Origin of the sequence: Blautia caccae (assembly GCF_040095955.1) — a bacterium.
Classification (GTDB): domain Bacteria; phylum Bacillota; class Clostridia; order Lachnospirales; family Lachnospiraceae; genus Blautia; species Blautia celeris.
Map to the genome: position 1 here is coordinate 87,813 of NZ_JBBMFP010000005.1, position 25,803 is coordinate 113,615.

Genomic DNA, 25,803 nt, shown 5'->3' on the forward strand with positions numbered 1-25,803 from the left:
ATCACATACTAAAAAGGGTACACAAGAGTGTATCCTTTTTTCTTTTTAAAAAAATTATGAAAGGATGTGATTTTTTGTCGAAAAAGCGTAATTATCGGCGCCTTCTTTTCGTATTCTTAATAGCAGATATTATTGCAGCCGGCACAATGGGATATAAGGAGGTTAAAGACTCCATACCGGACACCCTGTATGTCCGTTCAGGAAATGAGGATGGGATCAGCAAAATGCTGGATAATCCCCTGGTCACTTACCCGGAAACCCTGAACGTGGCAGACAGCGGCACCTACCGGATTCCCTGCAGCCTGCTTGGAGTAGTTCCGCTTAAGGATGTGAAAGTGGAGACTGTGGAGGAGAAATGGGTATCTGTGTGCGGCATGCCCATAGGCCTCTATATGGACACACAGGGAGTTTTGATCGTGGATACAGGGGAAATCATCGGCAGCGATGGAATTCCCTGTGAGCCGGCCGCTAACATTGCCAAATCAGGAGATTACATCCTGCAGGTTGACGGAGAAGCTGTCAATTCCAAAAAAGATCTGATCTCAAGGATCCATGACTGCGGGGGAAAGCCTGTCACCCTTCTTGTAAAGCGCGGCGAGGAGGAAGTTCCCATCTCCATCGACCCGGTCATGGGGGAGGATCAGGAGTATAAACTGGGCATCTGGGTCAGGGACAATACCCAGGGTATCGGTACCCTCACTTATGTGGAGGAGGATGGAAGCTATGGTGCGCTGGGCCATGGGATCAGCGATACGGATACAGGTGAGCTTCTTGATATAGCCGGCGGGGAACTGTATCAGGCACAGATCGTATCTGTCTTAAAAGGGACAAAGGGAAATCCGGGGGAACTCTCGGGCTATATTGATTATGATGACAGCAAAAGGATCGGCACCATTGACAGCAACACGGAAAAGGGTATATTCGGTTCTGTGGGCGATGGCTGCATGTATAAGCTTCCGCTTACTTCCATGGAGGTGGGCTACAAACAGGAGGTGGAGACAGGGGAAGCCCAGATACTGGCAGACCTGGAAGGTGAGGTAAAGGCTTACCAGGTAAATATCACGGATATTTACAGGGACCAGGCGGACACGAACAAAGCTTTTGCCATACAGGTAACAGATCCGGAGCTGCTTGCGGCAACAGGCGGGATCGTGCAGGGCATGAGCGGAAGTCCTATTGTACAGAACGGAAAACTGATCGGCGCTGTGACACATGTTTTTGTACAGGATTCTACCAAAGGCTACGGCATTTTTATTGAAAAAATGCTGGAGGATTAGGCGAAAAAATATCTGCAAAATCAGGTTAGATGTCGAAAAAATGATGAATGTGGCAGAATACGGTGAAAGTTGTAAGATGATTTAGCTTGATTATGAAAACAACTGATAATATAATACAAGTAGTCTTCAGAAATGACGATTCAACAGGGCGCCCGTCATTTACTGAAGAAAAAGAGCAACATGACATGGAGGACGAGTTATGGAAAAGTTAAATGTCGCTATAGCAGATGATAATGAGAAAATGTTGGATTTACTGGGGAATCTCATCAATGAAGATAAAGAGCTGGAATTGGTAGGTCATGCCAACAATGGCGCCGATATATACGATATAATCAGAGAAAAAGAACCTGACGTAGTACTTTTAGATATCATAATGCCGAAAGTGGACGGATTGAGCGTGATGGAACGTGTCGGAAGGGACGGCAATCTGAAAAAACATCCCGCTTTTATCGTGGTATCCGCTGTCGGACAGGAGCAGATCACAGAAGATGCCTTTAATCTGGGGGCAAATTATTATATTATGAAACCGTTTGACAACAAGATGCTTCTGTCCCGCATCAAGCATATCAGGCAGTCCAGGGACACGAGAGTGAAGGAACTGCGCAAAGTCAATGCATATGAGGATAAGGGTACTTATTTCGAGAGAAATCTGGAAGCAGATGTGACCAACATCATCCACGAGATTGGTGTTCCTGCACACATCAAGGGCTATCAGTATCTGAGAGATGCGATCATACTCTCTGTCAATGACATGGAAATGCTCAATTCTATTACGAAGATCTTATATCCAACCATAGCAAAAAAACACCAGACAACACCCAGCCGCGTAGAACGGGCAATCCGCCACGCCATTGAAGTGGCATGGAGCAGAGGAAAGATGGATACCATCGACGAGCTGTTTGGCTATACCGTAAGTACAGGAAAAGGCAAACCCACCAATTCGGAATTTATTGCCTTAATTGCAGATAAAATCAGATTAGAATACAAGAAATAAAAATCACCGCCAAAAAAGCACTTTTCATTGCACTGAAAATAGGGTATAATCATTATAATAGGCAGGTTGAGATACTGTCTAAAATATGCAGGCATGGCAGACTTGGGAGGTTTGTGAGGAAGGTGCCTGGCTGAAGGAGGGTATTTCAGTGAAGAAGATATTGTTTGTGGCTTCAGAGGCCGTACCGTTTATTAAAACAGGAGGGCTGGCAGATGTTGTCGGCGCGCTGCCCAAGTGCTTTGATAAGAATTATTTTGATGTGCGGGTGATTATCCCCAAATACATGTGCATGAAGGAAGAGTTCAAGAACCAGCTTCAGTATGTTACACATTTTTATATGGACATAGGCTACCGCAGAGAATATGTGGGCATCATGCAGATGGAATATGACGGTGTTCAGTTCTATTTCATTGATAACGAATACTATTTTTCAGGATACCAGCCATATGGTGATATCCGTTTTGACATTGAGAAATTTGCGTTTTTCTCAAAAGCCGCACTGTCCATCCTGCCTGTAATTGATTTCAGGCCTGATGTGATCCACTGCCATGACTGGCAGACAGGACTGGTACCGGTTTACTTAAAGGACAGGTTCCAGGAAGGTGCCTTTTATCAGGGTATTAAGACAATCATGACCATACATAACCTGAAATTCCAGGGTACCTGGGATATTAAGACGATCCGAGAGCTGACCGGACTTCCGGCATACTATTTTACCCCTGACAAGCTGGAGTCATTCAAGGACGGCAACCTCTTAAAAGGCGGACTGGTGTATGCGGATGCCATTACAACTGTGAGTAATACCTATGCAGAAGAGATTAAGACTGAATTTTACGGAGAAAAACTGGACGGACTGCTTCGCGCCCGCGCCCATGACCTGCGCGGTATCGTAAATGGAATTGACTATGATGAATACAACCCCGAAACTGACCGTATGATCGCGAAGAACTACAATGCGAAGACATTCCGCAAAGAAAAAATAAAGAACAAGACAGCTCTGCAGAGCGAACTGGGACTGAACCAGGATCCAAAGGCTATGATGATTGGTATTGTGTCACGTCTGACAGACCAGAAGGGCCTTGATTTGATCGCTTATGTAATGGATGAGCTGTGCCAGGATGCGATCCAGCTTGTAGTGCTGGGCACTGGTGAAGAACGATACGAGAATATGTTCCGCCATTTCGCATGGAAATATCAAGGCAAGGTGTCCGCCAATATTTTCTATGACAATGCGTTATCTCACAGAATCTATGCATCATGTGATGCGTTCCTGATGCCGTCACTGTTTGAGCCATGCGGCCTGAGTCAGTTGATGAGCCTTCGTTACGGAACCATTCCCATTGTGCGTGAGACTGGCGGTTTGAAAGACACAGTAGAACCATACAATGAATTTGAAAGTACAGGAACAGGCTTCAGCTTTACGAACTACAATGCTCATGAGATGCTGAGTACGATTCGCTATGCAGAGTCTGTATACTACGATAGGAAGCGCGAGTGGAACAAACTGATCGACCGCGCAATGGCCAAGGATTATTCCTGGTCCAATTCTGCGAACCAGTATGAAGAAATGTACAACTGGCTGATTGGATCATGACAGGAAGGATTCTTGTAAAAAGCTGAGAGTGAACCGGATGCGGCAGAGGCTGCATCCGGTTTTCTGGTTGTGCAGCCGCGCAGAGAAAAGATCACTTACCCGGCTGCAGAAGAAAGAAGGGATAGAAATGAAAATTCTTTTGACGGAAGACGATGACAAACTGCGCACAGAGCTGGCGCTGTTTTTTAAAATGCACGGATATGATACAGGGGAGATCACGGATTACAAAAATGCAGTGGAGGAGATCTGCCGTGCAGGGGGCGATATTCTGCTTTTAGACCTCTCCCTGCCGGACGCAGACGGAAAATACATCTGTAAGGAGCTGAGAAAACGTCTGGCGATTCCCATTGTCATCATAACCAGCCAGAATACGGAGATGAATGAGCTTCTGTGTCTTAATTACGGGGCAGATGATTTTATAGCGAAGCCGTTTAATCCCCAGATCCTTTTGGCCCATGTGGAGGCAGTGCTGAAGAGAAGCCAGGGAAGCCTGCAGGAGACAGAGGAGATATCCTGCGGTGACTTTATTCTGGATATTTCCCGGAGCGTGGCAAAAGCAGGGGAGCAGGAGGCGGACCTGACGAAAAATGAGAGCAGGATACTGTACTGCCTTGCGAAAAACAGGGGAAAGATCGTGTCCAGGGATGTGATCATCAATGATCTGTGGGACAGTGAACTGTTTGTAGATGACAATACCCTGACTGTGAATATCACAAGGCTTCGGGCAAAACTGGAATCTATCGGACGAAAGGGCGTGATCCATACCAAGAGAGGGCAGGGGTATCTGTTAGAATGAATCTGAGAGAATATATAAAGGAGCGATGGCTGCAGTTTATTATGCTGCTGGCAGTTCTCACGGTGGTGATCCTTTTCGGTGTGCTGGTCATGATACCGAACTTTTATCTGCTGCTGGTAGGGGTCTCTTTTGTCAGCATCTGGTTCGCGGTGTGGTGCACGGATTATATGAGAAAACGCCGTTTTTACAGGACAGTGGAAAATCATCTGGCACATCTTGACCAGAAATACCTGCTTCCCGAGCTGCTGGAATGCCCGGGTTTTCTGGAAGGGAAATTCATGTATGAAACCCTGCAGGAAATGACGGAATCCATGAACTGGCGGGTGGGAGAGTACAGACGCAAAAGCGATGAGTACAAGGAATACATTGAACTGTGGGTTCATGAGGTGAAGCTCCCCATAGCCACCGGGAAAATGATTCTGGAAAACAACAGGGACAGCTGCAGTGAAAGCCTTTCGGAGGAGCTGGACAAGATCGATGACTTTGCAGAGCAGGCACTTTTTTACGCCAGAAGCAATTACGTGGAAAAGGACTATATACTGAAAAAGCTGAATCTGGAGGAGCTGGCACGCGAGGTTATACGCAAAAACAAGAAAGCACTTATAGGCGGAAAATTCTCCATAGCCCTGCATGACCTGAATGTATGTGTGTATTCTGACAGTAAGTGGCTGGCCTTTATTCTGAACCAGATCCTGGCAAACAGCATCAAATACCGGAAGGAAGACAGCGCGGGGATCGAGTGGTATGCTGCTGCCGAAAAAGAAAAAGTCATCCTGTGCATGAAGGACAAGGGCATCGGTATTCCGGTCATGGATGTGGGCCGTGTTTTTGACAAGGGTTTTACCGGCTCCAATGGCCGTTTTGGCAAAAAGTCCACGGGTATAGGCCTCTACCTGTGTAGAAAACTCTGTGAGAAAATGGGACACAAAATCTACCTGACATCCAGGGAAGGGGAAGGCTGTGAAGTCTTTATTGAATTTCCAAAAGGCAGTATGACCGGATTTCTGGAGTGATCCCTTCTGCCTATGTGACTCTGTTACGGAAAACCCATCCGAATCTGTGTATGATAGTGGCAATGAGAAAACAGACCAACCACAAAAAAGGAGTGTTTCAGATATGCCAAAAAAGACAGTGATAATCGGAGGCGTAGCAGGAGGAGCCACAGCAGCGGCCAGACTGCGCAGAAGAGATGAGAATATGGAGATTGTTGTTCTGGAAAAGGGAGACTATATATCCTTTGCCAACTGCGGCCTTCCCTACTATATCGGGGATGTGATAAAGAGCAGAGATGCCCTTCTTCTCCAGACACCGGAGGCCATGAAGAAAAAATTCAATATTGATGTCCGCACAAAAGCAGAGGCAGCCGCCATTGACCCCAAGGAGCACAAAGTTCTGGTACGCAGTCTTTCCACCGGGGAGGAATACGAGGAAACCTACGACAGCCTTATCCTTGCCACCGGTTCCTCTCCTTTAAAACCGCCCATCCCCGGCATTGACGGCCAGGGTATTTTTACCCTCTGGAACATTCCGGACACGGATAATATAAAGCATTACATGGAACAGCATCATCCTGGCAGGGCGGCTGTGATCGGCGGAGGCTTTATCGGCCTTGAGATGGCGGAAAATCTGCACAGGGCAGGCCTTGACGTGACGATTATAGAGATGCAGAATCAGGTCATGGCGCCTCTTGACTACGAAATGGCGCAGATTCTCCACGAAAACATCCGCATGAACAACACCAGGCTGATCCTGGAGGACGGTGTCGACCACTTTGAGACACAAAACGGCAGTACAAAAATCCATCTGAAAAGCGGCAGAACCGTGGAGGCTGAGCTGGTGCTCCTCTCCATCGGCGTAAGGCCCAACAGTGCACTTGCAAAAGACGCTGGCCTTGCCTTAAATGCCCGCGGAGGCATTCAGGTGGATACCTGTCTCAGGACATCCGAACCGGATATCTATGCAGTAGGTGATGTCATAGAAGTGAATCATCTGGTGACCGTTGAGAAAACCATGATTCCCCTTGCAGGACCTGCCAACAAGCAGGCCAGAATCTGTGCGGACAACATTACGGGCAGCCAAAAAACATACGAGGGTTCCATGGGAACCTCTGTTGCCCAGGTCTTTGACCTGACCGCTGCTGCAGTGGGTCTGAACGAAAAAGCCCTTCTGGCATCCGGCAGGAAAAAGGGAACAGATTATGAGACTGTTGTCATCAACCAGAAATCCCATGCCGGCTACTATCCCCAGGCTACACCCATCACTCTGAAGCTTCTCTTTGACAAAGAGGGAAAGATACTGGGGGCCCAGGCAGTAGGCCAGGATAAAGTGGATAAAAGGATAGATACCATAGCCACGGTCATGAGCATGAAGGGAACCACAGAGAATCTTGCAAAACTGGAACTGGCCTATGCCCCGCCCTTTTCCTCAGCCAAGGATCCTGTCAATATGCTGGGCTTTGTGGCGGAGAATATTCGGAACAACATGGTATCCTTTGTCACCCCCGCGGAGCTGGATCTGCTTCTGCAGGCAGAGCATGAGGGCATTACCGTCCTGGATGTTACAGAGGAGGCTGAACGCATGGTATTTTCCATTCCCGGTTCTGTCCACATGCCTCTCGGCACCCTGCGGAGCCGTCTCAGGGAGCTGAATCCGGATAAGAGGATTGTAGCGTATTGTTCCATAGGCGTGCGTTCCTACAATGCGGCCCGCATCCTTATGCAGAGCGGATTTCAAAAGGTAAGTGTCCTGGCCGGCGGTACATCCTTCTACAAAACATATCACCACACTGCATCCGGTGAGACACCGCCGGTTTTAACTTCCGCTGAAAAAAGCCCTGCGGCGCCGGAGCCTGCCAAAGACTCACCGCAGAAGCTTCAGATTCTGGACTGCAGCGGCCTTCAGTGCCCCGGTCCCATCATGAAAGTAAATGAGACCCTGAAGAAGATGCCCGAAGGCTCCAGACTTCAGGTGTCCGCCACAGACATGGGATTTGCCCGGGATATAGACGCCTGGTGCCGGAGAACCGGCAACACTCTATTGTCCACAGAACGCCAGGGCGGAGAAAATATTGTGACTATTCAAAAAGGCACTGCGCCCTCCTCAGCTGTAGACGCAGCCTCCTGTCCGTCCCACAACCGGGATGATTTGAGCGCAGCCTCATGCCCGTCCCACAACCGGGATGACCAGGGCAAGACAATTATCGTCTTCGACGGTGATTTAGACAAAGTTCTGGCCTCCTTCATCATAGCCAACGGCGCTGCTGCCATGGGCCGCCCGGTCACCATGTTCTTTACCTTCTGGGGCCTGAACGCTCTTAGAAAACCGGAAAAAGTCCATGTCAAAAAGCCTTTTATTGAGAAAATGTTCGGATTCATGATGCCCCGGGGCACCGCAAAACTGAAGCTTTCCAAAATGCACATGATGGGCATGGGCACCAAAATGATGAAAAAAGTCATGAAATCCAAAAATGTCTCCTCTCTGGAAGAACTCATCAGGCAGGCCCAGGAAAACGGCGTAAAGCTGGTAGCCTGCACCATGTCCATGGATGTCATGGGCATTACCCCGGAGGAACTCATAGACGGCGTAGAACTGGCCGGTGTAGTCTCCTACCTGGGCGACGCGGAGCAGTCCAACGTAAACCTGTTTGTATAAGCAAGGCGCCCGGCATCTGTTTTTTACAGAGCCGGGTGTTTCTTTTTGTCCTCCGGAATCACCTGAATTTGGCGTACGGGAATCCTCAGCTTCATCAGAATATTTTTACATACAAGAACAGAAAATATGTTCGAAAAACATTGTTATACTCCTGCTAATCCTGTATACTATAACTAAATTCAGCCCTGAAAAAGCAGCACCAATCCATTTCAAAAATTTTAGGGGCAGCTACTAATATGAACAAAGGACGGTGTTTTGATGATTATTACAAAAGCTACAAAAGAGGACTTATCAGAAATTCTACAACTGCAATATTTGTCTTATCAAAGCGAAGCAAAACTATTAAATAATTTTGATATTCCGCCACTAAAGCAGACATTACAAGAGGTTCAAAACGAATATGATAATGGGACAAGATTAAAAGTTCTTGATGATAATAACAGAATTATCGGTTCAGTACGTGGGTATATAGAAAATGGTACTCTATACATTGGAAAATTATTCGTACACCCATTTTGGCAAGGAAAAGGGATAGGCACAAAATTATTAAAAGAAATTGAACACACTTGTCCGCATAACCGATGTGAATTGTTTACAAGTTCAAAAAGTGCAAAAAATTTACAGCTGTATGAACAGGTTGGATATGAAATTTTTAAACAACAGGAAGTTTCGAATGAACTTACTTTTATATACTTAGAAAAATAGACAACAATGGAGGATGAATCGTCTGCCTGTTAAATTATTGTGTTATTTTACGGCACATGAGTTTAAGACGCATGATATAAGAATAATGTTGACCGGAAAACCGATAGATATATAAGCGAGGATAAATATGAATAAAAATTTTATTAACCTGACAACCGAAAACCTTCCCGCTGAGCATTTATGCTGCATCATCCGCAGCAAAAAGCCCCATCCCGGCGTTGAGGCAAAGCGGCAATGGCTTTCTGACCGACTGAAAGAGGGCCATGTCTTCAGAAAATTAAACGAAAAAGCAGTGGTCTTCATAGAATACGCTCCTCTGGAAACCGCCTGGGTCCCCATAACCGGCCACAATTACTATTATATATACTGCCTGTGGGTCACGGGTACTCACAAAGGAAACGGTTACGGCAGATCACTGATGGAATACTGCATAGCCGACGCCAAAGCAAAAGGAAAGTCGGGCATCTGTATGCTCGGCTCCAAAAAACAAAAAGCCTGGCTTTCCGACCAGGCATTTGCCAAAAAGTTCGGCTTTGAAGTTGTCGACACAACAGACTCCGGCTACGACCTCCTTGCCCTTTCCTTCGACGGAACCATCCCTCAATTTACCAAAAGCGCCAAAGCCCAAACAATCGAGAACAAAATCCTCACCATCTACTACGACCATCAATGTCCCTACACCTACCAAACCATAGAAACCATAAAAAAATACTGCGAATCCACCAACACCCCCTCCGCCTTCATCCAGGTAGACACACTACAAAAAGCAAAAACCCTCCCCTGTGTATTCAACAACTGGGCCATATTCTACAAGGGAAACTTTGAAACCGTAAATCTTGCAGACCTCAACACCATAAAACGAATCCTAAACAAATAAAAATAATTTTTCTGCATAAAGAAAAGAAGCTTCCACGGTTTTAAATATCAACCGTGGAAACTTCTTTTTTTCTACCACTTTCACTGTCCCTTATATCACATCAAAGAAACAAAGGCGTAAACACCACCGCCACAATCGTCATCAACTTAATCAAAATATTGATCGAAGGCCCCGAAGTATCCTTAAACGGATCCCCCACTGTATCACCGACAACCGCCGCCTTATGCGCCTCGCTGCCCTTACCGCCGTGAGCCCCCTCCTCAATAAACTTCTTGGCATTATCCCATGCCCCGCCGGAATTTGCCATAAAAACAGCCATCAGCACTCCTGTGACCAATGCCCCGGCCAATAACCCGCCAAGCGCTGCCGGCCCCAGAACCAGCCCCACAAACAGTGGAGCCACAACAGCCATAATACCTGGAACCAGCATCTCTCTTAACGCTGCCTGGGTAGAAATCTGCACGCAGGAAGAGTAATCCGGCTTCCCTGTCCCTTCCATAATACCCGGAATCGTCTTAAACTGCCTCCGCACCTCCTCGATCATTTTATTTGCCGCCTTGGAAACAGAATCCATGGTAAGCGCAGAGAATAAAAACGGCAGCATACCGCCAATAAACAGCCCCACAATAACCTGCGGATTCAGAATATCGATGGTATCCAGATTCACCGCCTCCGCGTAAGACACAAACAATGCCAAAGCCGTTAACGCCGCGGAGCCAATGGCAAATCCTTTGCCCATGGCAGCAGTGGTATTTCCCACAGAATCCAGCTTATCCGTAATATTCCGTACAGATTCATCAAGCCCTGCCATCTCCGCGATACCGCCTGCATTATCCGCAATCGGCCCATAGGCATCGATGGCGATGGTGATACCGGCTGTGGAAAGCATTCCCACTGCGGAAAGAGCAATCCCGTACAGTCCGCTGAAATGATAAGCAGCCAGGATTCCGACAGCAATAAAAAGGATCGGGAGCATAGTGGAACGCATACCCACAGACAGTCCGCTGATAATAGTAGTGGCAGCACCTGTCTCAGACTGGGATGCAATCTTCTGAACCGGCTTAAAATCCCCGGAAGTATAATACTCTGTGGTGATACCAATCAGCAGTCCCACGATCAGTCCGCTGATAATGGCGACAGCCGCCTTAAAATTTCCAAAGAACATATGACTTAACACAAGGGAGAGCACCAGCACCACCACACTGGAACCATAAGTTCCAACCTTCAGTGCTTTACCGGGGTCTGCGCTGCTGCTGGCTTTCACCAGGAAAGTGCCAGCCATGGAAGCCAGAATCCCCACACCTGCCAGCACCAGCGGGAATACAGCACCGGAACCCTGAAAATAGATCAGCCCCAGCGTGATGGCAGATACCAGGGAACCCACATAAGATTCAAACAGGTCAGCCCCCATACCGGCCACATCACCTACATTGTCACCTACATTATCGGCAATAACAGCCGGATTTCTGGGGTCATCCTCAGGAATCCCCGCCTCCACCTTTCCAACCAGATCGGCGCCCACATCCGCCGCTTTTGTATAGATACCGCCGCCCACACGGGCAAAAAGCGCGATAGAGGAAGCGCCCAGGCCGAAACCGGAGATGATTCCGGCATCCTTTGTCACAAGATAAACCAGGCTGACACCCAGAAGGCCCAGGCCGGTTACACACATACCCATAACAGAACCGCCTGAGAAGGCAATAGAAAGTGCCTGTTTCATGCCGGATTCCTTTGCAGCGCCTGCTGTGCGCACATTGGCCTTTGTGGCAACCTGCATGCCGCAGTAGCCGGATACGGAGGAGAAGACCGCTCCCATAAGAAACGCGGCTGCAGTCATCCAGCTTTTCAGAGCGATACCTAAAATCAGGAAGAACACCACAACGAAAATGATCAGTATCTTGTACTCAGCCGTTAAAAAAGCCTGTGCCCCCTCATGAATGTAGGAGGCGATCTCCTTCATCCTGTCATTTCCGGCCTGCTGTTTTTTTATGGTGCAGGTCAGAAAGAAGGCGAAGAGAAGTCCCAGTATCCCTATAACAGGGACGAGATAAAGCAGTTGTTCCATAATATAATTCCCTTCCTTTCCCTGTGAGGACATTTGGCTGCGCAGGGGTGCGGAGGAGTTTCACCCGGCGTGGACGTTTGTCCTGTCACAAATAAGTTTTGTAATATCATTATATAACAAATATGTCGAAAATACATAAAAAAACTTAAAAAAACATGACATTTTTCAGTAAATCGCTAATTTTTATCAAAAACGCATGGAAAACCTTACAAATCTGAAAGATAAATGTAAGTCAAATCGATGGGATGGATTTTTAAACGGTTGTATGATAGAATCATCAATCAAGGAAGGAGTTACCATCATGAATACAGTATTGGAAGTAGCAAATGTGGAAAAATATTATGGAAATAAAAGTAACCTGACAAAAGCCCTGGACGGAATCAGCTTTTCCGTGGAGGAGGGTGAATTTGTGGGGATCATGGGAGCGTCGGGAAGCGGTAAGACAACGCTGCTCAACTGTGTCTCTACGATTGACCGTGTGACCAGCGGAAAGATCATCGTCAATGATATAGATGTGACAAGACTCAGGGGAAATCACCTTAATCAGTTCAGAAGAGAGGAGCTGGGTTTTATTTTCCAGGATTTCAACCTTCTGGATACATTGACCGCCTATGAGAATATTTCCCTGGCACTCACGATTCAGCGCATCAGCCCGGCGAAAATCCATAAGTCGGTAAAAGAGATCGCAGATAAGCTGGGAATTGAGGACATTTTAGAGAAATATCCCTATCAGATGTCAGGAGGCCAGAAGCAGCGTGTGGCCTGCGCAAGAGCCATGATAACAAATCCGCAGATCGTAATGGCCGATGAGCCCACAGGCGCTCTGGATTCCAAGTCTGCCAGGATGCTGCTGGAGAGCTTCCAGTATCTGAACCAGCAGATGGCTGCCACAATCCTTATGGTCACGCACGACGCCTTTACCGCCAGTTATGCCAACAGGATTCTGTTTATCAAGGACGGAAAGCTGTTCAATGAACTGGTAAGGGGAAGGGACACGAGAAAAGAATTTTTCAACCGCATCATCGAGGTGGTTACTCTCCTGGGAGGTGAGCTGAACGATGTTATTTAAGCTTTCGGTCAAGAATATCAGAAAGAGCCTGAAGGACTATGCTATCTATTTCATGACACTGATACTGGGGGTTGCCATTTTTTATATTTTCAACTCCCTGGATTCCCAGCAGGCCATGACGGATCTGTCCTCCTCCACAAAAGAGATCATACGGCTCATGATCACCATGTTAGGCGGGGTCTCCGTGTTTGTTTCCTGTATCCTGGCGTTTCTCATCGTTTACGCCAACAATTTCCTGATCAGGAGAAGGAAAAAAGAATTTGGGGTATATATGACACTGGGAATGGGAAAAGGGCAGATATCCAGGATCCTTGTGGGAGAGACCTTTCTCATCGGTCTTCTGTCCCTGGCAGTTGGACTGTTCATCGGTGTTTTGGGAGCGCAGTTCATGTCCGTGCTGGTGGTGAAAATGTTTGAGGTGGATATGGAGTCCTATGTCTTCGTATTTTCCAAAACGGCCTTCTTCAAAACGATTTTATACTTTGGGATCATGTACCTGGCTGTCCTGGTCTTCAATACTGTCAGCATCTCAAAATGCAGCCTCATAGACCTTTTATCTGCCGGGAAGAAGACAGAGCAGATCAAAATGAAAAAGCCGGCAGTCTGCATACTGCTGTTCCTTGCTTCCGCTGCGCTTCTGGGAGTGCTCTACTATCTGGTAGCTGTTACACCGGATAAGCTGGATACCGGTTCCTACGGGATCATCATTTTACTGGGCTGCCTGGCTACATTCCTGATCTTCTGGTCTCTGTCAGGATTTCTTCTGCACATGGTGAAGCGGAATAAAAAATATTATCTGAAGGATTTAAACGCTTTTGTTCTCAGACAGATCAACAGCAAGGTCAATACCACGGTGTTTGCCATGACAGTCATCTGCATTATGCTTTTTATGACGATCACAGTGCTGTCAAGCGGTCTCGGAATAAACCACTCTTTCCGGGTATCTTTAGAGGAAATGACTCCGGTGGATGTGAATACGGAATATATGCCGCCTGAAGGGGAGAGCGCAGGGATTTCTGTTTCGGATAAACTGCAGGAGGAAGGATTTGACCTTACTGCTTTTCAGGATGACTATGTGGATATGGGTATCTATGCCACAGACCAGCTCACCATGGGCATGACTATTGGGGAAAACATAGACGAGGTGACAAAGAATTTTATGTTCCTTGACGCGAATCTGCCGGAGGACATTGTAAAACTGTCAGATTACAACCGCCTTGCAAAGCTTTACGGCAGGGAACAGTATGAGCTTGGGGATGGGGAATATCTGGTGCTCTGCAATATAGATGATGTGAAACTGCAGAGAGACAAAATGCTGAAAAAGGGGGAGAAGATCCGGCTGGACGGCGTGTCCTATTCACCCAGATACGAGGAATGCCAGGACGGTTTTCTCATGATGATGACCAACCGTATTAATCCGGGAATCTATATACTTCCGGACCATGCGGTGAAGGAAGCCTGGAGGACAGGCGGGTTTCTGGCAGCCAATTATGCCGTGCAGGATAAAAAGGGCGTGGAGGAGACAGATATCAAGATCAACGCTGTGCGAAGAGAGAGCGGGATTTACAGCAATACCAGGACAGATATTGTGTCTGCCAGCATGGGGCTTTCCACGATCATTACATTTGTAGCCATATACCTGGGAATCATATTCCTGATCTCAGGGGCAGCCATTCTGGCCCTGAAAGAGCTTTCAGAGAGTTCAGACAACCGTGAACGGTATGATGTGCTGCGCAAAATCGGTGCGGATGAGAGCATGATAAACCGCTCCCTGTTCAAACAAATTGGGATATTTTTCCTCATGCCGCTCAGTTTGGCAGTGGTGCATTCCGTCTTTGGTCTGCAGTTTGTTAGGAAGATGATGATCACCATAGGAGAAGTGAACCGTTTCGGCTCTATTGTCACCACAGCGGCCGTTCTGCTGGTTATTTACGGCGGATATTTCCTTACCACATATCTGGGCAGCAAACGAATTATTCAGGGAAAATGAGAATAAGAAAAACCCGGACCTGCCATACTATTTCTGTAGACAAAACGGTGTTAGAACCACCAAAAACAGAAATAGGAGGAAAATGTCATGACAGAACTTTCAGTACTTGACTTACAGAATCTGCGCCATCTGATCGGCGGATTTGAGACTACCCACTGCAAAATGCAGGACTATGCACACGAGGCACAGGACCCACAGGTGAAACAGTTCTTCCAGAAGGCTGCACAGTCAGCTATGGAGAGCAAACAGCAGCTTATGCAGTATTTACAGTAGGAGGTAGGAAAAATGACAGATAAGACAATGGTAGTAGATACCCTGGTTGGTATCAACGGTGAACTGGTACACTATGGTGAAATGATTCCCCAGACAGAAAATGCCCAGTTAAAACAGGCTTTAAAACAGATGAGAAACCAGAGTGAAATGTCACAGGAAGAGATCTATCAGATCGCCAGAGCAAAAAGCTATTACGTTCCCGCTGCGAAAGCGACACCGGAAGAGATTTCTCATGTAAAAAGCGTACTGACACAGTTATCTGCACAGTAGACACTTCTCACACACCGCTGGCCTGCCGGGCACGGAGTAAACAGCAGTGCACAGGGACATCGGAACACATCCGGTGTCCTTTTTTTCTTGACAAATCCCGCCAGATGCTACATACTGAACACATACCGTCAAAGGCAGCTCTGCCTTTTTTATCTGTTCAAGCAGCATTCCGCTGCGCCGGTATTCCCATAGAAAAAGAACGCGCAGAAAGGGTGTGATGCGTATTGCAGGCAGGAAAATAACAGTTGACAAGGAACGAAAAGTGTACTATTATGATAACAGCAATACGAACATAAGTTCGTAGAAATGACAGAAGAAGAAATTATTGAGATGAATCGAATAAAGGAGATTTCAAATGGTCAAAGAAGATAAATTAAAAGCCCTGGACGCGGCCCTGGGACAGATTGAGAAGCAGTTTGGTAAAGGCTCTGTTATGAAACTGGGCGATTCCTCTGTACATATGAATGTGGAGACAGTACCTACAGGTTCTCTCAGCCTTGACATTGCACTGGGTCTGGGAGGCATCCCGAAAGGAAGGATCGTAGAGGTCTACGGTCCGGAATCCAGCGGTAAGACCACCGTGGCGCTGCATATGGTGGCTGAGGTACAGAAAAGAGGCGGAATTGCCGGATTTATTGATGCAGAGCATGCTCTGGACCCGGTATATGCCAAGCATATCGGCGTGGATGTGGACAATCTCTATATTTCACAGCCGGATAACGGGGAGCAGGCCCTGGAGATCACAGAGACTATGGTGCGTTCCGGTGCTGTGGACATTGTGATCGTGGACTCTGTTGCGGCTCTGGTTCCGAGAGCGGAGATCGAGGGTGATATGGGTGATTCCCATGTGGGTCTGCAGGCGCGTCTGATGTCACAGGCTCTCCGTAAACTGACGGCTGTCATCAGCAAATCCAACTGTATCGTTATCTTTATCAACCAGCTCCGTGAGAAAGTCGGAGTTATGTTCGGCAACCCGGAGACCACCACAGGCGGCCGTGCCCTGAAGTTTTATTCCTCCATCCGTCTGGATGTCAGGAGGATTGAAGCTCTGAAGCAGGCCGGAGAGATCGTTGGAAACCGTACCAGGATCAAAGTAGTTAAGAATAAGATCGCGCCTCCTTTTAAAGAGGCAGAGTTTGATATCATGTTCGGCCAGGGAATCTCCAAAGCCGGTGATATCCTGGATCTGGCAGCAGATTTGGGCATTATCAATAAAAGCGGCGCATGGTATGCATATAAGGACGGAAAGATCGGCCAGGGACGTGAAAATGCAAAACAGTACCTGAAAGAAAATCCGGACGTGGCAGCAGAAGTGGAAGCAAAAGTCAGGGAACACTACGGACTTGTTGAGGGAAATACAGAAGAAGACAAGAAAGGTGCAAAAGAGGAGAAAAAGGCTGACGCCAAAGCCTCTGACACAAAAGCACCGGATATGAAGGCCGCGGAGGCACCTGCAGCGCAGGGCACGAAAAAGGAAAATGGGGTTGTATAATGCTTGTCACAAAAATACAGGCTGTAACAAAACAAAAATACAGGATTGAACTTGACGGACAGCCCGCCTTTGTTATTTACAAAGGCGAGCTGTCTCGCTATGGAATAAAAGAAGGACAGGAGATTCCAGGACCGGTTTATCAGGAGCTTGTGGGACAGGTTCTCACCAAACGAGCCAAACTGCGCGCCATGCACCTTTTGGAGAGCATGGACCGGACCAGAGCGGAGCTTGAGAGAAAACTGCAGGCAGGTGAGTACCCCAGGGAAGCTGTGGAAGCGGCACTTGCGTATGTGGAATCTTTTGGATATCTGGATGACAGAAGATATGCCCGGCATTATGTGGAATGTAAAAAAGAGGGCAGAGGAAAAGCAAGGCTGAAGATGGAGCTGGCCCAAAAAGGTGTGGACAGAAGCATCATAGAGGAGGTTCTGGAGGAGGCGGAGCTGGATGACTGCAGGGACACGATCCGGGAACTGGTAAGGAAGAGAAGAAGGGGCAGCGGCCCCATGGATGACAGAGAACGGCAGAGAATTTACGGCTATTTAATGAGAAAAGGTTTTTCCTCCTCTGATATTTTGTCCGTATTAAAAGAAAAAGAGGATTTTTGCTGAAAAATCTTGGACAGATTTCACATACTTGTCTTTTAGAAAAATAGGTTTTATGTTGACTTTTCAGTAAAAACAGTATAAAATTAAACTGTTGTATTTGTACAATGAAAACTAAATAAGGAGGTGCTCCTGTGGCAATCTATGTAATAGTTGCAATTGTTGCTGTGGTAATCACGCTGCTGATTGCAGTTCCTGTTACAGCCAACATTTCAGTTAAGAAAAAAACTGAAAAAGATGCTGAGACGATCGGAACGGCAGAAGTAAAAGCAAGAAGCATTATAGATGAAGCATTGAAATCTGCGGAAACGAAGAAACGTGAAGCTCTCTTAGAAGCAAAAGAAGAAAATCTCCGTACTAAAAATGAGTTGGAGAAAGAGACAAAAGAGAGACGGGCAGAACTTCAGAAGTATGAGAAGCGTGTTTTATCCAGAGAAGAAGCAGTGGACAAGAAGGCTGATGCCCTGGAAAAACGAGAAGCAGATTATACAGCAAAAGAAGCCGAGCTAAAAAAGAAAGAAAAGAAAGTCGATGAATTACATGACCAGAGAGTACAAGAGCTGGAGAGAATTTCCGGCCTGACCTCCGAACAAGCAAAAGATTATTTGTTAAAAACTGTTGAGGACGAAGTAAAAATTGACACTGCCAAGCTCTACAAGGAATTGGAGAGCAAAGCAAAAGAGGAAGCCGATAAGAAGGCCAAGGAATACGTGGTGACAGCCATTCAGAAATGTGCGGCAGACCATGTATCGGAAGCTACAATTTCCGTTGTACAGCTTCCAAGCGATGAAATGAAGGGCCGTATTATCGGTAGGGAAGGACGCAATATCCGAACTTTGGAAACACTTACGGGCGTAGATCTCATTATTGACGATACCCCGGAAGCAGTCGTATTGTCCGGTTTCGATCCGATCCGGCGTGAAGTAGCACGTATTGCGCTGGAAAAACTGATTGTGGACGGAAGAATTCATCCGGCCAGAATCGAAGAGATGGTGGAAAAGGCACAAAAAGAAGTAGAGACCATGATGAGAGAAGAAGGTGAATCCGCAGCCCTGGAAGTTGGCGTACACGGCATTCATCCGGAATTGATCCGTCTGCTGGGACGTATGAAATTCCGCTCCAGTTACGGCCAGAATGCTTTAAAGCATTCTATTGAGGTGGCACAGCTTGCCGGCCTTCTGGCGGGTGAAGTTGGGACAGACATTCGCATGGCTAAACGTGCAGGTCTGTTACATGACATCGGAAAATCCATCGATCATGAAGTAGAAGGTTCCCATATTCAGATCGGTGCTGACTTATGTAGAAAATATAAAGAGTCCCAGGTGGTAATAAATGCCGTGGAATCCCATCATGGAGACACGGAACCCACATCACTGGTGGCTTGCATTGTACAGGCTGCTGACGCGATCAGCGCGGCAAGACCTGGTGCTAGAAGAGAAACTTTAGAAACATATACCAACAGATTAAAACAATTAGAAGACATAACAAACTCTTTCAAAGGAGTGGACAAATCTTTTGCTATTCAGGCAGGTAGGGAAATTCGAGTGATGGTAGTACCGGAACACGTAACAGATTCCGATATGGTACTGCTGGCACGGAATATTTCAAAACAGATTGAAGCTGAACTGGAGTATCCGGGACAGATCAAGGTTAATGTGATTCGGGAGAGCCGCGTAGTAGATTACGCAAAGTAGGCTGGACCGGGAAAGATGTGCAGAATGCTGCGATGATATTTTATATATCACTGCAGATTCTGCACTTTTTTATTGCAGAGAAAGATGGCTGCAGGGCCTGTTTACCCGGGAGCAGCGGCGGAAGAAAAAAGATGTGACAGACAGGAGCGTACTAATCGCAGGGGGCAGGGCATAGAATATATAGGGTGAGATTATGAAAAAATATTTGAATGTGTTTTTCCTCCTGTACTTAGGAGGATTTGTAGTGGGGGTGCTTTGTTGTAATTTTTTGAGGAGTTATGCGGGGTATCAGACCAGTCTGCTGGGGGTCTATCTGGCAGACAGGGCGGCGGGAAGTGTTTCCGGGAGCGGGATCTTTCTGCGGTTGTTTGAGAGAAGAGGTGTCTGGTTTTTGTTGTATCTGATCAGCGGGGTGACGCCTTTTGGGATTCCGCTGGTGCTTGGGGGACTGCTTTGGCTGGGGTTTCTGGGCGGGAATCTGCTGACTGTGTTTTTGATGGAATATGGGATTCGCGGAATCGGGGCCGCGCTTGCCTGCTTTTTCCCTCAGGGGCTTTTTTATGTGCCCTCTGTGCTGCTGTTTTTCTTCTTCATTGTGCAGATGAGCCAGAAGTATTGGGGGAAGGGTATTCGGGTGAAGGCGGACTACAGGGCATACCTTTTTTTTATGACCGGGATTGGTATCTTATTCCTGCTGGCTCTTTTTATGGAAAGTTATGTCAACCAAAATGTGCTGAGTTTTGTAATTGAGAGGTTTTTATAAAAAATTAACAAAATATTAACAATTTCAAATTTACCACATCTGGTAGACATAAATAGAGCTTTTTCGATATGTTGTGGAAATGTAAAAAAAGCCTGAAAAACAAGAAAAACTTTGGAAAAATCCGTTTGCTTTTTCTATGGAAGTTGATATATAATTTCATTATGATTTGGAAAGGTATGGCCTTTTACAATTAACTTAACGAGGGATAATCATACATGAAGTGCGAGATTGAAGAGTTTATAGCCTATTTACATAACACCAAAGGCACTTCCAAAAATACAGAAGTATCCTATGAGCGGGATTTGCGAAAGATGGATCAGTTTCTGAGGAACGAAGGAGTGGACAGGGTTCAGGATGTGACTGCCACGAATCTGAATTCTTATGAGATGTATTTGGAGCGGGAGAAGTTCGCTGCTTCCACCATTTCCAGGAGTATCGCGTCTATGCGCGCTTTTTTTCAGTATTGCTGCCAGCAGGGAATGCTTTCGGAGAATCCGGCAGACATATTGAAGGCGCCTAAGATCGAAAAGAAGATGCCTGGGATTCTTACTGTAGAAGAAGTCGATTTGTTGTTGAACCAGCCAAAGGAAAATACAGCCAAGGGTGTCCGGGATAAAGCCATGCTGGAGCTTTTATATGCCACAGGAATCCGGGTCAGTGAGCTGATCGGACTGAAGCTGGAGAATATAAATTTAAAACTGGGATACATCACCTGCGAGGCCAGCGAGAAGGAGAGGGTAATACCTTTCGGAAACGCGGCGAAGAAGGCGGTGAAGGAGTATCTGGAGCAGGCAAGGGAGGAGCTTTTAAGCCATAAGGAAAGCGACTGCCTCTTTGTTAATTGTTCCGGAAAACCTATGAGCCGGCAGGGATTCTGGAAGGTGCTGAAGACCTATGCCTCTTCTGCCGGGATTCAGCAGGATATCACACCACATACGCTGCGGCATTCCTTTGCAGCCCATCTGGTGCAGAACGGTGCGGATCTGAAAAGTGTACAGGAAATGCTGGGACATTCTGATATATCCACCACCCAGATTTATCTGAATATGAATGTGAATAAAATCAGGGATGTGTATCTGAAAGCGCATCCGAGAAAATAGAGGACCTGAAAAGATATGAGTTTTCGGGTTCTTTCTTTTTGGCAGGAGAAACAGGAAAGGCATTTGCCTCCGAGTGTGATGTTCGGAAGCAAATGCCTTTTGTTTTTGAACATCGGAAAGTTCAAAAAGCGTGGCTTTCCGATAATTTAACACAGTTCCGCGATGGTATAGAGGAGTTTCTCTGTCTCCTCCCAGCCAAGGCAGGGGTCTGTGATGGATTTTCCATAGATATGGTCAGGGCCGATCTTCTGGCAGCCGGATACCAGGTAGCTTTCAATCATGACACCTTTTACCAAATGGCGGATATCACGGGATACCAGGCGGCTGTGCAGCACTTCTTTGACAATGCGGACCTGCTGTTCGTATTTTTTGCCGGAGTTGGCATGGTTGGCGTCAATGATGACTGCCGGATTTTCCAGGTCACGGTCATTGTACATTTCCAGAAGAAGCTGCAGATCCTCGTAGTGATAGTTGGGCAGGGTATTGCCGTGTTTGTTCACAGCACCGCGCAGGATGGTGTGGGTGAGGGGATTGCCCTCTGTCTTGACTTCCCATCCTCTGGAGATGAAGTCATGTCCCTGCTGTGCGGCAACCACGGAGTTGAGCATAACAGAGAAGTCCCCGCTGGTGGGATTTTTCATACCCACAGGAACGTCAAGGCCGCTTACCATGAGACGGTGCTCCTGGTTCTCCACAGAACGCGCTCCGATCGCCACGTAGGAGAGCAGGTCAGATAAGTAGTGGTAGTTGTCCGGGTACAGCATTTCATCCGCGGAGCTGAGCCCTGTCTCCTGCAGGGAACGGATGTGCATGTGGCGGATGGCCAGAATGCCTGCCAGTACGTCCGGCTTTGCCTCAGGGTCCGGCTGGTGGAGCATGCCCTTATAGCCCTCCCCTGTAGTACGCGGTTTGTTGGTGTATATACGCGGAACCAGCACCAGACGGTCTTCCACTTTATCCTGAAGCTTTGCAAGGCGGTTGGTGTAGTCACATACAGAATCTTCATTGTCTGCAGAACAGGGGCCGATGATGACAAGGAATTTGTCGGAAGCACCTGTGATGACATCGCTGATCATTTTGTCTCTTTTAGCTTTTATCTGTTTCAACTCTTCGGACACGGGTGCCTGTGCTTTGATCTCATCCGGAGAGGGAAGCTGTTTTACGAATTTGAAACTCATAATTATCTCCTTTGTTTGACTTTCCAGAGCGTGTTTGAAAATTTATTCCGGCAGTCTGTACGCCGCACATCTTGCCGAAAGCAATTTTCAAACACGTTCTAGTTGATTATTATAATACAAAACTTTCCGGTTGTCGACAGTTTTGGGTAATTTTTTGCTTTAAAGCGTCTAAGCGGTAAAGATTAGAACTGCATGGTACGGGAGTCTGGGGGGGATCTTTTCCCGGGTGCGAAAAGCACCGGGTTTATTCACCCGGCGCTGTTTTCATGTAATCTTTTAAGAAAAATAAAGTGAGGAGCGTGATTGCCAATTCACTGATCAAAAGCCCCCACAGATACCCCAGAATACCGAAACGCGGAATCACGAAAAAAACAAAGAGCAGGCGGATGGAGAGGCCTAACAGGTTCTGGGCAAAGTATTTTCCCGTCTCCCCCAGACCGTTTAAGATTCCGCTCAGCGTGCTGGAGAGATACAGGCAGGGGCAGATAAAGGAAAGCGTTTTGATAAAAGTCCCTGCGAACTCATTTTTGAATAAAAACAGCCCCAGAAAATCACCGGAAAAATAAAAAAAGGCGGTGGAGAGGAAACCCAGCAGCAGGCAGTAGCGGGTGGTGGTAAAAATGCTTCTCCGTATATTCTTATAATTCCCCACTGCCTGGTCCTGTGCCACAGAGGGCAGAAGCATGGCTGAGACAGCGTTGGTGATCGCGGAGGGAAACAGTATGAGCGGCAGTGCCATACCGTTTAACACCCCGTAGATGGAGAGTGCGGAGGCGCTGTCCATGCCGAAAAGCCGCAGATGCCCGGGGATCAGCACAGACTCCATACTGTGCAGGATATTGATAAAGAGCCGGTTTCCTGTAAGGGGCAGAGACAAAGACACAATGTCCTTTAAATCCTTACCCGGCGCATGGATATTGCTGATTTGGTAATGATACTTTCTGTAATCCCACAGAATGAACAACAGAGAGAACAGCATGGAGACCAGTTCCCCCGCGAAAAGCCCCACAACAGCCAGCATGGGTGTGAGCGGATGCCCTTCCCCGGTCCACACCAGGTAGAGAAGGTAGGTTGCGCTCATGCGCGCTGTCTGCTCCACAAGCTGCGACCAGGCCGGGATTCCTGTCTTCTTCCTGGCCAGATAGTAGCCGTAGGCACAGGAATGAAAAGTTCCCATGGGAATTGACAGGGAGGAGACACGGAGCAGGTCTGTACACTGTTCCTCCAGCAGGATATGTACGGCAAACCAGGAGGCATGTCGGTACAGCAAAAAGGTGACGGCAAAAGATATGGCCATGGACAGGGAAGTGGCGATGAGAAAAATATCACGGGCGCCCTGTTCATCCTTTAAAGCTACCCGGGCAGCCACGAAGCGGGAGATCGCGGTCTGGATTCCTCCGACTGTCAGTGCAAAACAGAGGGTGTGGATGGGAAAGATAAGCTGGTAGATACCCATCCCCTGTGCACCAATTGTCTGCGACAGGAATATTCTATAGAGAAACCCAAGGATTTTTGTAAGGAAACCAGCCAGGGTCAGGATGAGTGTTCCTTTCAGCAAAATATGTTTGTTATCCATAAGAAGTCCTTTATAGTCACTATCCGCAGAGAGAGCAATAGTAACTTTTATAGCCTTTTTCACAATATATTCCAAAAAGTATCTTGACAGAACAGGATAAGAATGATATTCTACAATCAAATCCGAGTAAAACAGTCGGAATTTGAAAAGGATGGTGATGATTTGAAATTATCAACCAAAGGAAGGTACGGCTTGAGAGCTTTGATCGATTTGGCTTTATACAGCGAATCTGAGGCTGTTTCCATACAGAGCATTGCCACACGCCAGAACATTTCTGACAGTTATCTGGAACAGCTGGTGCGCAAGTTAAAGAGTGCCGGGTTGGTAGTGAGCGTCCGCGGTGCACAGGGCGGATATAAGCTTGCCAGACCTGCCGGTGAGATATCCGTAGGGGATGTCCTTCGGGCGCTGGAGGGCAGTCTGGATGCCGTTACCTGTAATGGAGGAGGAGAACATAGCTGCCAGGGTGCGGATTTGTGCGTCACCCGCTATGTATGGCAGCGTATCAATAATAGTATAAAAGAAACTGTAGATTCCATCATGCTGGATCAGCTCGTAGAGGAAAGCCGCAGGATGCGGGATAAGGGGCAGATTCAGGTGCAAAAATGTGACAATTAGGAGAGAGGAATTATGAAGACAACAATATATCTGGATAATGCAGCAACAACAAAAACAGCACAGGAGGTTGTAGATGCCATGCTTCCGTACTTCACAGAGAGCTACGGAAATCCATCCAGCATCTATGAGATCGGACAGAGAAGCAAAGAGGCGATCACAAAAGCCAGAGAACAGATCGCAGAGGTGCTGGGCGCAAAGTCAGAGGAAATTTACTTTACAGCAGGCGGCAGTGAAGCGGATAACTGGGCTTTGAAAGCGGCATTTGAAGCATACAAAAGCAAAGGAAACCATATCATCACCACGAAGATAGAGCATCACGCTATTCTGCACACCTGCGAATATCTGGAAAAACGCGGAGCAAGGGTGACCTATCTGGATGTGGATGAGAATGGTATCGTAAAGCTGGATGATCTCTTAGAAGCCATCACACCGGAGACGATCCTGATCTCCATTATGTTTGCAAACAATGAGATCGGCGCTGTCCAGCCCATCAAAGAGATCGGAATGATCGCCAAAGAACACAATATATTATTCCACACAGATGCGGTACAGGCATTCGGACAGGTCCCGATTCATGTGGATGAGATGAACATTGATATGTTAAGCTCCAGCGGACATAAGATCAACGGACCAAAGGGCATTGGTTTCTTATATATCCGCAAAGGCGTAAAGATCCGCAGTTTTGTACACGGCGGTGCTCAGGAGAGAAAGAGAAGAGCAGGTACAGAGAACGTGCCGGCCATTGTGGGATACGGTGTGGCAGCAGAGCGCGCAGCCAGAACCATGGAGGAGCGTACGAAGAAAGAGATAGAGCTGAGGGATTACTTTATCGGCAGAATCTTAAATGAGATTCCCTATGTCCGCCTCAACGGTGACGCCAAAAGACGTCTGCCGAACAACATTAATGTGAGCTTCCAGTTCATTGAGGGTGAGTCCCTGCTCATTATGCTGGATATGAAGGGGATCGCGGCGTCAAGCGGCTCTGCATGTACCTCCGGATCCCTGGACCCGTCCCATGTACTGCTGGCCATCGGTCTGCCTCATGAGATTGCCCATGGTTCTCTCAGAATGACCATCAGCGAGGAGACAACAAAAGAAGATCTGGACTACACACTGGACCAGATCAAGGAGATTGTAAACCGTCTGCGTGAACTCTCCCCGTTATATGAAGATTTCATAAAAAAACAGAAACAGAACAGAGCGTAAGATCAAAAAA

Annotated in this window: 22 protein-coding genes; 19 read left to right on the forward strand and 3 right to left on the reverse strand. The window is 47.2% G+C overall.

Going from position 1 to position 25,803, the window contains the following annotated elements; all coding sequences use genetic code 11:
• Positions 1 to 74 precede the first annotated feature (74 nt).
• From spoIVB to WMO65_RS07120, 8 genes are all read left to right on the forward strand, one after another.
• The gene (spoIVB, locus tag WMO65_RS07085; RefSeq protein WP_243128828.1) at positions 75 to 1,277 is read left to right on the forward strand and encodes a SpoIVB peptidase; all 1,203 of its coding nucleotides are present in this window, start codon (positions 75 to 77) and stop codon (positions 1,275 to 1,277) included.
• Between the two features lie 199 nt (positions 1,278 to 1,476).
• Complete coding sequence (gene spo0A, locus WMO65_RS07090; protein ID WP_033141185.1) at positions 1,477 to 2,271, forward strand: sporulation transcription factor Spo0A; 795 nt, start codon at positions 1,477 to 1,479, stop codon at positions 2,269 to 2,271.
• A 148-nt stretch (positions 2,272 to 2,419) separates the two neighbouring features.
• Positions 2,420 to 3,865 (forward strand): glycogen synthase GlgA, encoded by a 1,446-nt coding sequence (gene glgA, locus WMO65_RS07095; protein ID WP_033141221.1) that lies wholly within the window; start codon positions 2,420 to 2,422, stop codon positions 3,863 to 3,865.
• Positions 3,866 to 3,992: 127 nt separating this feature from the next.
• Positions 3,993 to 4,661 (forward strand): response regulator transcription factor, encoded by a 669-nt coding sequence (locus WMO65_RS07100; protein WP_148392973.1) that lies wholly within the window; start codon positions 3,993 to 3,995, stop codon positions 4,659 to 4,661.
• Positions 4,658 to 5,674, forward strand: a complete 1,017-nt coding sequence (locus tag WMO65_RS07105; RefSeq protein ID WP_148392972.1) for a sensor histidine kinase — start codon at positions 4,658 to 4,660, stop codon at positions 5,672 to 5,674. Before WMO65_RS07100 ends, WMO65_RS07105 begins: the two co-directional genes overlap by 4 nt.
• A 103-nt stretch (positions 5,675 to 5,777) precedes the next feature.
• Positions 5,778 to 8,312 (forward strand): DsrE/DsrF/DrsH-like family protein, encoded by a 2,535-nt coding sequence (locus tag WMO65_RS07110; protein WP_148392971.1) that lies wholly within the window; start codon positions 5,778 to 5,780, stop codon positions 8,310 to 8,312.
• Positions 8,313 to 8,570: 258 nt separating this feature from the next.
• Positions 8,571 to 9,017 carry a GNAT family N-acetyltransferase gene (locus WMO65_RS07115; RefSeq protein ID WP_148392970.1) on the forward strand — a complete coding sequence of 149 codons (447 nt, stop codon included), beginning with the start codon at positions 8,571 to 8,573 and terminating at the stop codon, positions 9,015 to 9,017.
• A gap of 127 nt (positions 9,018 to 9,144) precedes the next feature.
• A complete protein-coding gene (locus tag WMO65_RS07120; protein WP_148392969.1) occupies positions 9,145 to 9,894 on the forward strand; it encodes a GNAT family N-acetyltransferase in 750 nt (249 codons plus the stop codon).
• Between the two features lie 100 nt (positions 9,895 to 9,994).
• On the opposite strand, the gene WMO65_RS07125 is transcribed toward WMO65_RS07120, so the two are convergent.
• Positions 9,995 to 11,959: a sodium-translocating pyrophosphatase gene (locus tag WMO65_RS07125; protein ID WP_033141173.1), complete on the reverse strand. Its 1,965-nt coding sequence runs from the start codon at positions 11,957 to 11,959 to the stop codon at positions 9,995 to 9,997.
• Positions 11,960 to 12,260: 301 nt separating this feature from the next.
• Here WMO65_RS07125 and WMO65_RS07130 point away from each other — a divergent pair, with 301 nt between their 5' ends.
• The 9 genes from WMO65_RS07130 to xerD all read left to right on the forward strand — a co-directional run bounded on the left by WMO65_RS07130 (position 12,261) and on the right by xerD (position 21,215).
• On the forward strand, positions 12,261 to 13,028 hold the full coding sequence (locus WMO65_RS07130) for an ABC transporter ATP-binding protein (RefSeq protein WP_033141172.1): 768 nt from the start codon (positions 12,261 to 12,263) through the stop codon (positions 13,026 to 13,028).
• Positions 13,018 to 15,018, forward strand: a complete 2,001-nt coding sequence (locus WMO65_RS07135; RefSeq protein ID WP_033141171.1) for an ABC transporter permease — start codon at positions 13,018 to 13,020, stop codon at positions 15,016 to 15,018. The genes WMO65_RS07130 and WMO65_RS07135 overlap by 11 nt, the downstream gene beginning before the upstream one ends.
• An 87-nt stretch (positions 15,019 to 15,105) precedes the next feature.
• Complete coding sequence (locus WMO65_RS07140; protein ID WP_033141170.1) at positions 15,106 to 15,291, forward strand: hypothetical protein; 186 nt, start codon at positions 15,106 to 15,108, stop codon at positions 15,289 to 15,291.
• A 12-nt stretch (positions 15,292 to 15,303) separates the two neighbouring features.
• Positions 15,304 to 15,561 carry a spore coat protein gene (locus tag WMO65_RS07145; protein ID WP_033141169.1) on the forward strand — a complete coding sequence of 86 codons (258 nt, stop codon included), beginning with the start codon at positions 15,304 to 15,306 and terminating at the stop codon, positions 15,559 to 15,561.
• A gap of 355 nt (positions 15,562 to 15,916) precedes the next feature.
• Positions 15,917 to 17,053 (forward strand): recombinase RecA, encoded by a 1,137-nt coding sequence (gene recA / locus WMO65_RS07150; RefSeq protein WP_033141168.1) that lies wholly within the window; start codon positions 15,917 to 15,919, stop codon positions 17,051 to 17,053.
• Positions 17,053 to 17,664, forward strand: coding sequence for a regulatory protein RecX (locus WMO65_RS07155; protein ID WP_148392967.1), 612 nt, complete (start codon positions 17,053 to 17,055; stop codon positions 17,662 to 17,664). Before recA ends, WMO65_RS07155 begins: the two co-directional genes overlap by 1 nt.
• 128 nt (positions 17,665 to 17,792) lie before the next feature.
• On the forward strand, positions 17,793 to 19,352 hold the full coding sequence (rny, locus tag WMO65_RS07160) for a ribonuclease Y (protein WP_033141166.1): 1,560 nt from the start codon (positions 17,793 to 17,795) through the stop codon (positions 19,350 to 19,352).
• A gap of 193 nt (positions 19,353 to 19,545) precedes the next feature.
• On the forward strand, positions 19,546 to 20,115 hold the full coding sequence (locus tag WMO65_RS07165; RefSeq protein WP_033141165.1) for a stage II sporulation protein M: 570 nt from the start codon (positions 19,546 to 19,548) through the stop codon (positions 20,113 to 20,115).
• 215 nt (positions 20,116 to 20,330) lie between these two features.
• Complete coding sequence (gene xerD / locus WMO65_RS07170; RefSeq protein ID WP_033141164.1) at positions 20,331 to 21,215, forward strand: site-specific tyrosine recombinase XerD; 885 nt, start codon at positions 20,331 to 20,333, stop codon at positions 21,213 to 21,215.
• Positions 21,216 to 21,361: 146 nt separating this feature from the next.
• Here the strand turns inward: xerD and WMO65_RS07175 are convergent, their stop codons facing one another.
• Together WMO65_RS07175 and WMO65_RS07180 are read right to left on the reverse strand one after the other, a co-directional pair.
• Positions 21,362 to 22,393 carry a 3-deoxy-7-phosphoheptulonate synthase gene (locus WMO65_RS07175; RefSeq protein ID WP_033141163.1) on the reverse strand — a complete coding sequence of 344 codons (1,032 nt, stop codon included), beginning with the start codon at positions 22,391 to 22,393 and terminating at the stop codon, positions 21,362 to 21,364.
• A gap of 244 nt (positions 22,394 to 22,637) precedes the next feature.
• Positions 22,638 to 23,969: a polysaccharide biosynthesis protein gene (locus WMO65_RS07180; protein WP_033141162.1), complete on the reverse strand. Its 1,332-nt coding sequence runs from the start codon at positions 23,967 to 23,969 to the stop codon at positions 22,638 to 22,640.
• Positions 23,970 to 24,131: 162 nt separating this feature from the next.
• Here WMO65_RS07180 and WMO65_RS07185 point away from each other — a divergent pair, with 162 nt between their 5' ends.
• Together WMO65_RS07185 and nifS are read left to right on the forward strand one after the other, a co-directional pair.
• Positions 24,132 to 24,587, forward strand: a complete 456-nt coding sequence (locus tag WMO65_RS07185; protein ID WP_033141180.1) for an RrF2 family transcriptional regulator — start codon at positions 24,132 to 24,134, stop codon at positions 24,585 to 24,587.
• Between the two features lie 12 nt (positions 24,588 to 24,599).
• Positions 24,600 to 25,793 (forward strand): cysteine desulfurase NifS, encoded by a 1,194-nt coding sequence (gene nifS, locus WMO65_RS07190; protein WP_033141161.1) that lies wholly within the window; start codon positions 24,600 to 24,602, stop codon positions 25,791 to 25,793.
• Positions 25,794 to 25,803 lie beyond the last annotated feature (10 nt).

Excerpts from the sequence above, each read along its gene's own strand:
- spo0A (WP_033141185.1), top strand. The coding sequence starts at position 1,477 with ATGGAAAAGTTAAATGTCGCTATAGCAGATGATAATGAGAAAATGTTG.
- WMO65_RS07135 (WP_033141171.1), top strand. The coding sequence starts at position 13,018 with ATGTTATTTAAGCTTTCGGTCAAGAATATCAGAAAGAGCCTGAAGGAC.
- WMO65_RS07120 (WP_148392969.1), top strand. The coding sequence starts at position 9,145 with ATGAATAAAAATTTTATTAACCTGACAACCGAAAACCTTCCCGCTGAG.
- xerD (WP_033141164.1), top strand. The coding sequence starts at position 20,331 with ATGAAGTGCGAGATTGAAGAGTTTATAGCCTATTTACATAACACCAAA.
- WMO65_RS07115 (WP_148392970.1), top strand. The coding sequence starts at position 8,571 with ATGATTATTACAAAAGCTACAAAAGAGGACTTATCAGAAATTCTACAA.
- nifS (WP_033141161.1), top strand. The coding sequence starts at position 24,600 with ATGAAGACAACAATATATCTGGATAATGCAGCAACAACAAAAACAGCA.
- WMO65_RS07165 (WP_033141165.1), top strand. The coding sequence starts at position 19,546 with ATGAAAAAATATTTGAATGTGTTTTTCCTCCTGTACTTAGGAGGATTT.
- WMO65_RS07140 (WP_033141170.1), top strand. The coding sequence starts at position 15,106 with ATGACAGAACTTTCAGTACTTGACTTACAGAATCTGCGCCATCTGATC.
- recA (WP_033141168.1), top strand. The coding sequence starts at position 15,917 with ATGGTCAAAGAAGATAAATTAAAAGCCCTGGACGCGGCCCTGGGACAG.
- WMO65_RS07110 (WP_148392971.1), top strand. The coding sequence starts at position 5,778 with ATGCCAAAAAAGACAGTGATAATCGGAGGCGTAGCAGGAGGAGCCACA.
- WMO65_RS07145 (WP_033141169.1), top strand. The coding sequence starts at position 15,304 with ATGACAGATAAGACAATGGTAGTAGATACCCTGGTTGGTATCAACGGT.
- WMO65_RS07130 (WP_033141172.1), top strand. The coding sequence starts at position 12,261 with ATGAATACAGTATTGGAAGTAGCAAATGTGGAAAAATATTATGGAAAT.
- WMO65_RS07180 (WP_033141162.1), bottom strand. The coding sequence starts at position 23,969 with ATGGATAACAAACATATTTTGCTGAAAGGAACACTCATCCTGACCCTG.
- WMO65_RS07125 (WP_033141173.1), bottom strand. The coding sequence starts at position 11,959 with ATGGAACAACTGCTTTATCTCGTCCCTGTTATAGGGATACTGGGACTT.
- WMO65_RS07100 (WP_148392973.1), top strand. The coding sequence starts at position 3,993 with ATGAAAATTCTTTTGACGGAAGACGATGACAAACTGCGCACAGAGCTG.
- WMO65_RS07155 (WP_148392967.1), top strand. The coding sequence starts at position 17,053 with ATGCTTGTCACAAAAATACAGGCTGTAACAAAACAAAAATACAGGATT.
- WMO65_RS07175 (WP_033141163.1), bottom strand. The coding sequence starts at position 22,393 with ATGAGTTTCAAATTCGTAAAACAGCTTCCCTCTCCGGATGAGATCAAA.
- WMO65_RS07105 (WP_148392972.1), top strand. The coding sequence starts at position 4,658 with ATGAATCTGAGAGAATATATAAAGGAGCGATGGCTGCAGTTTATTATG.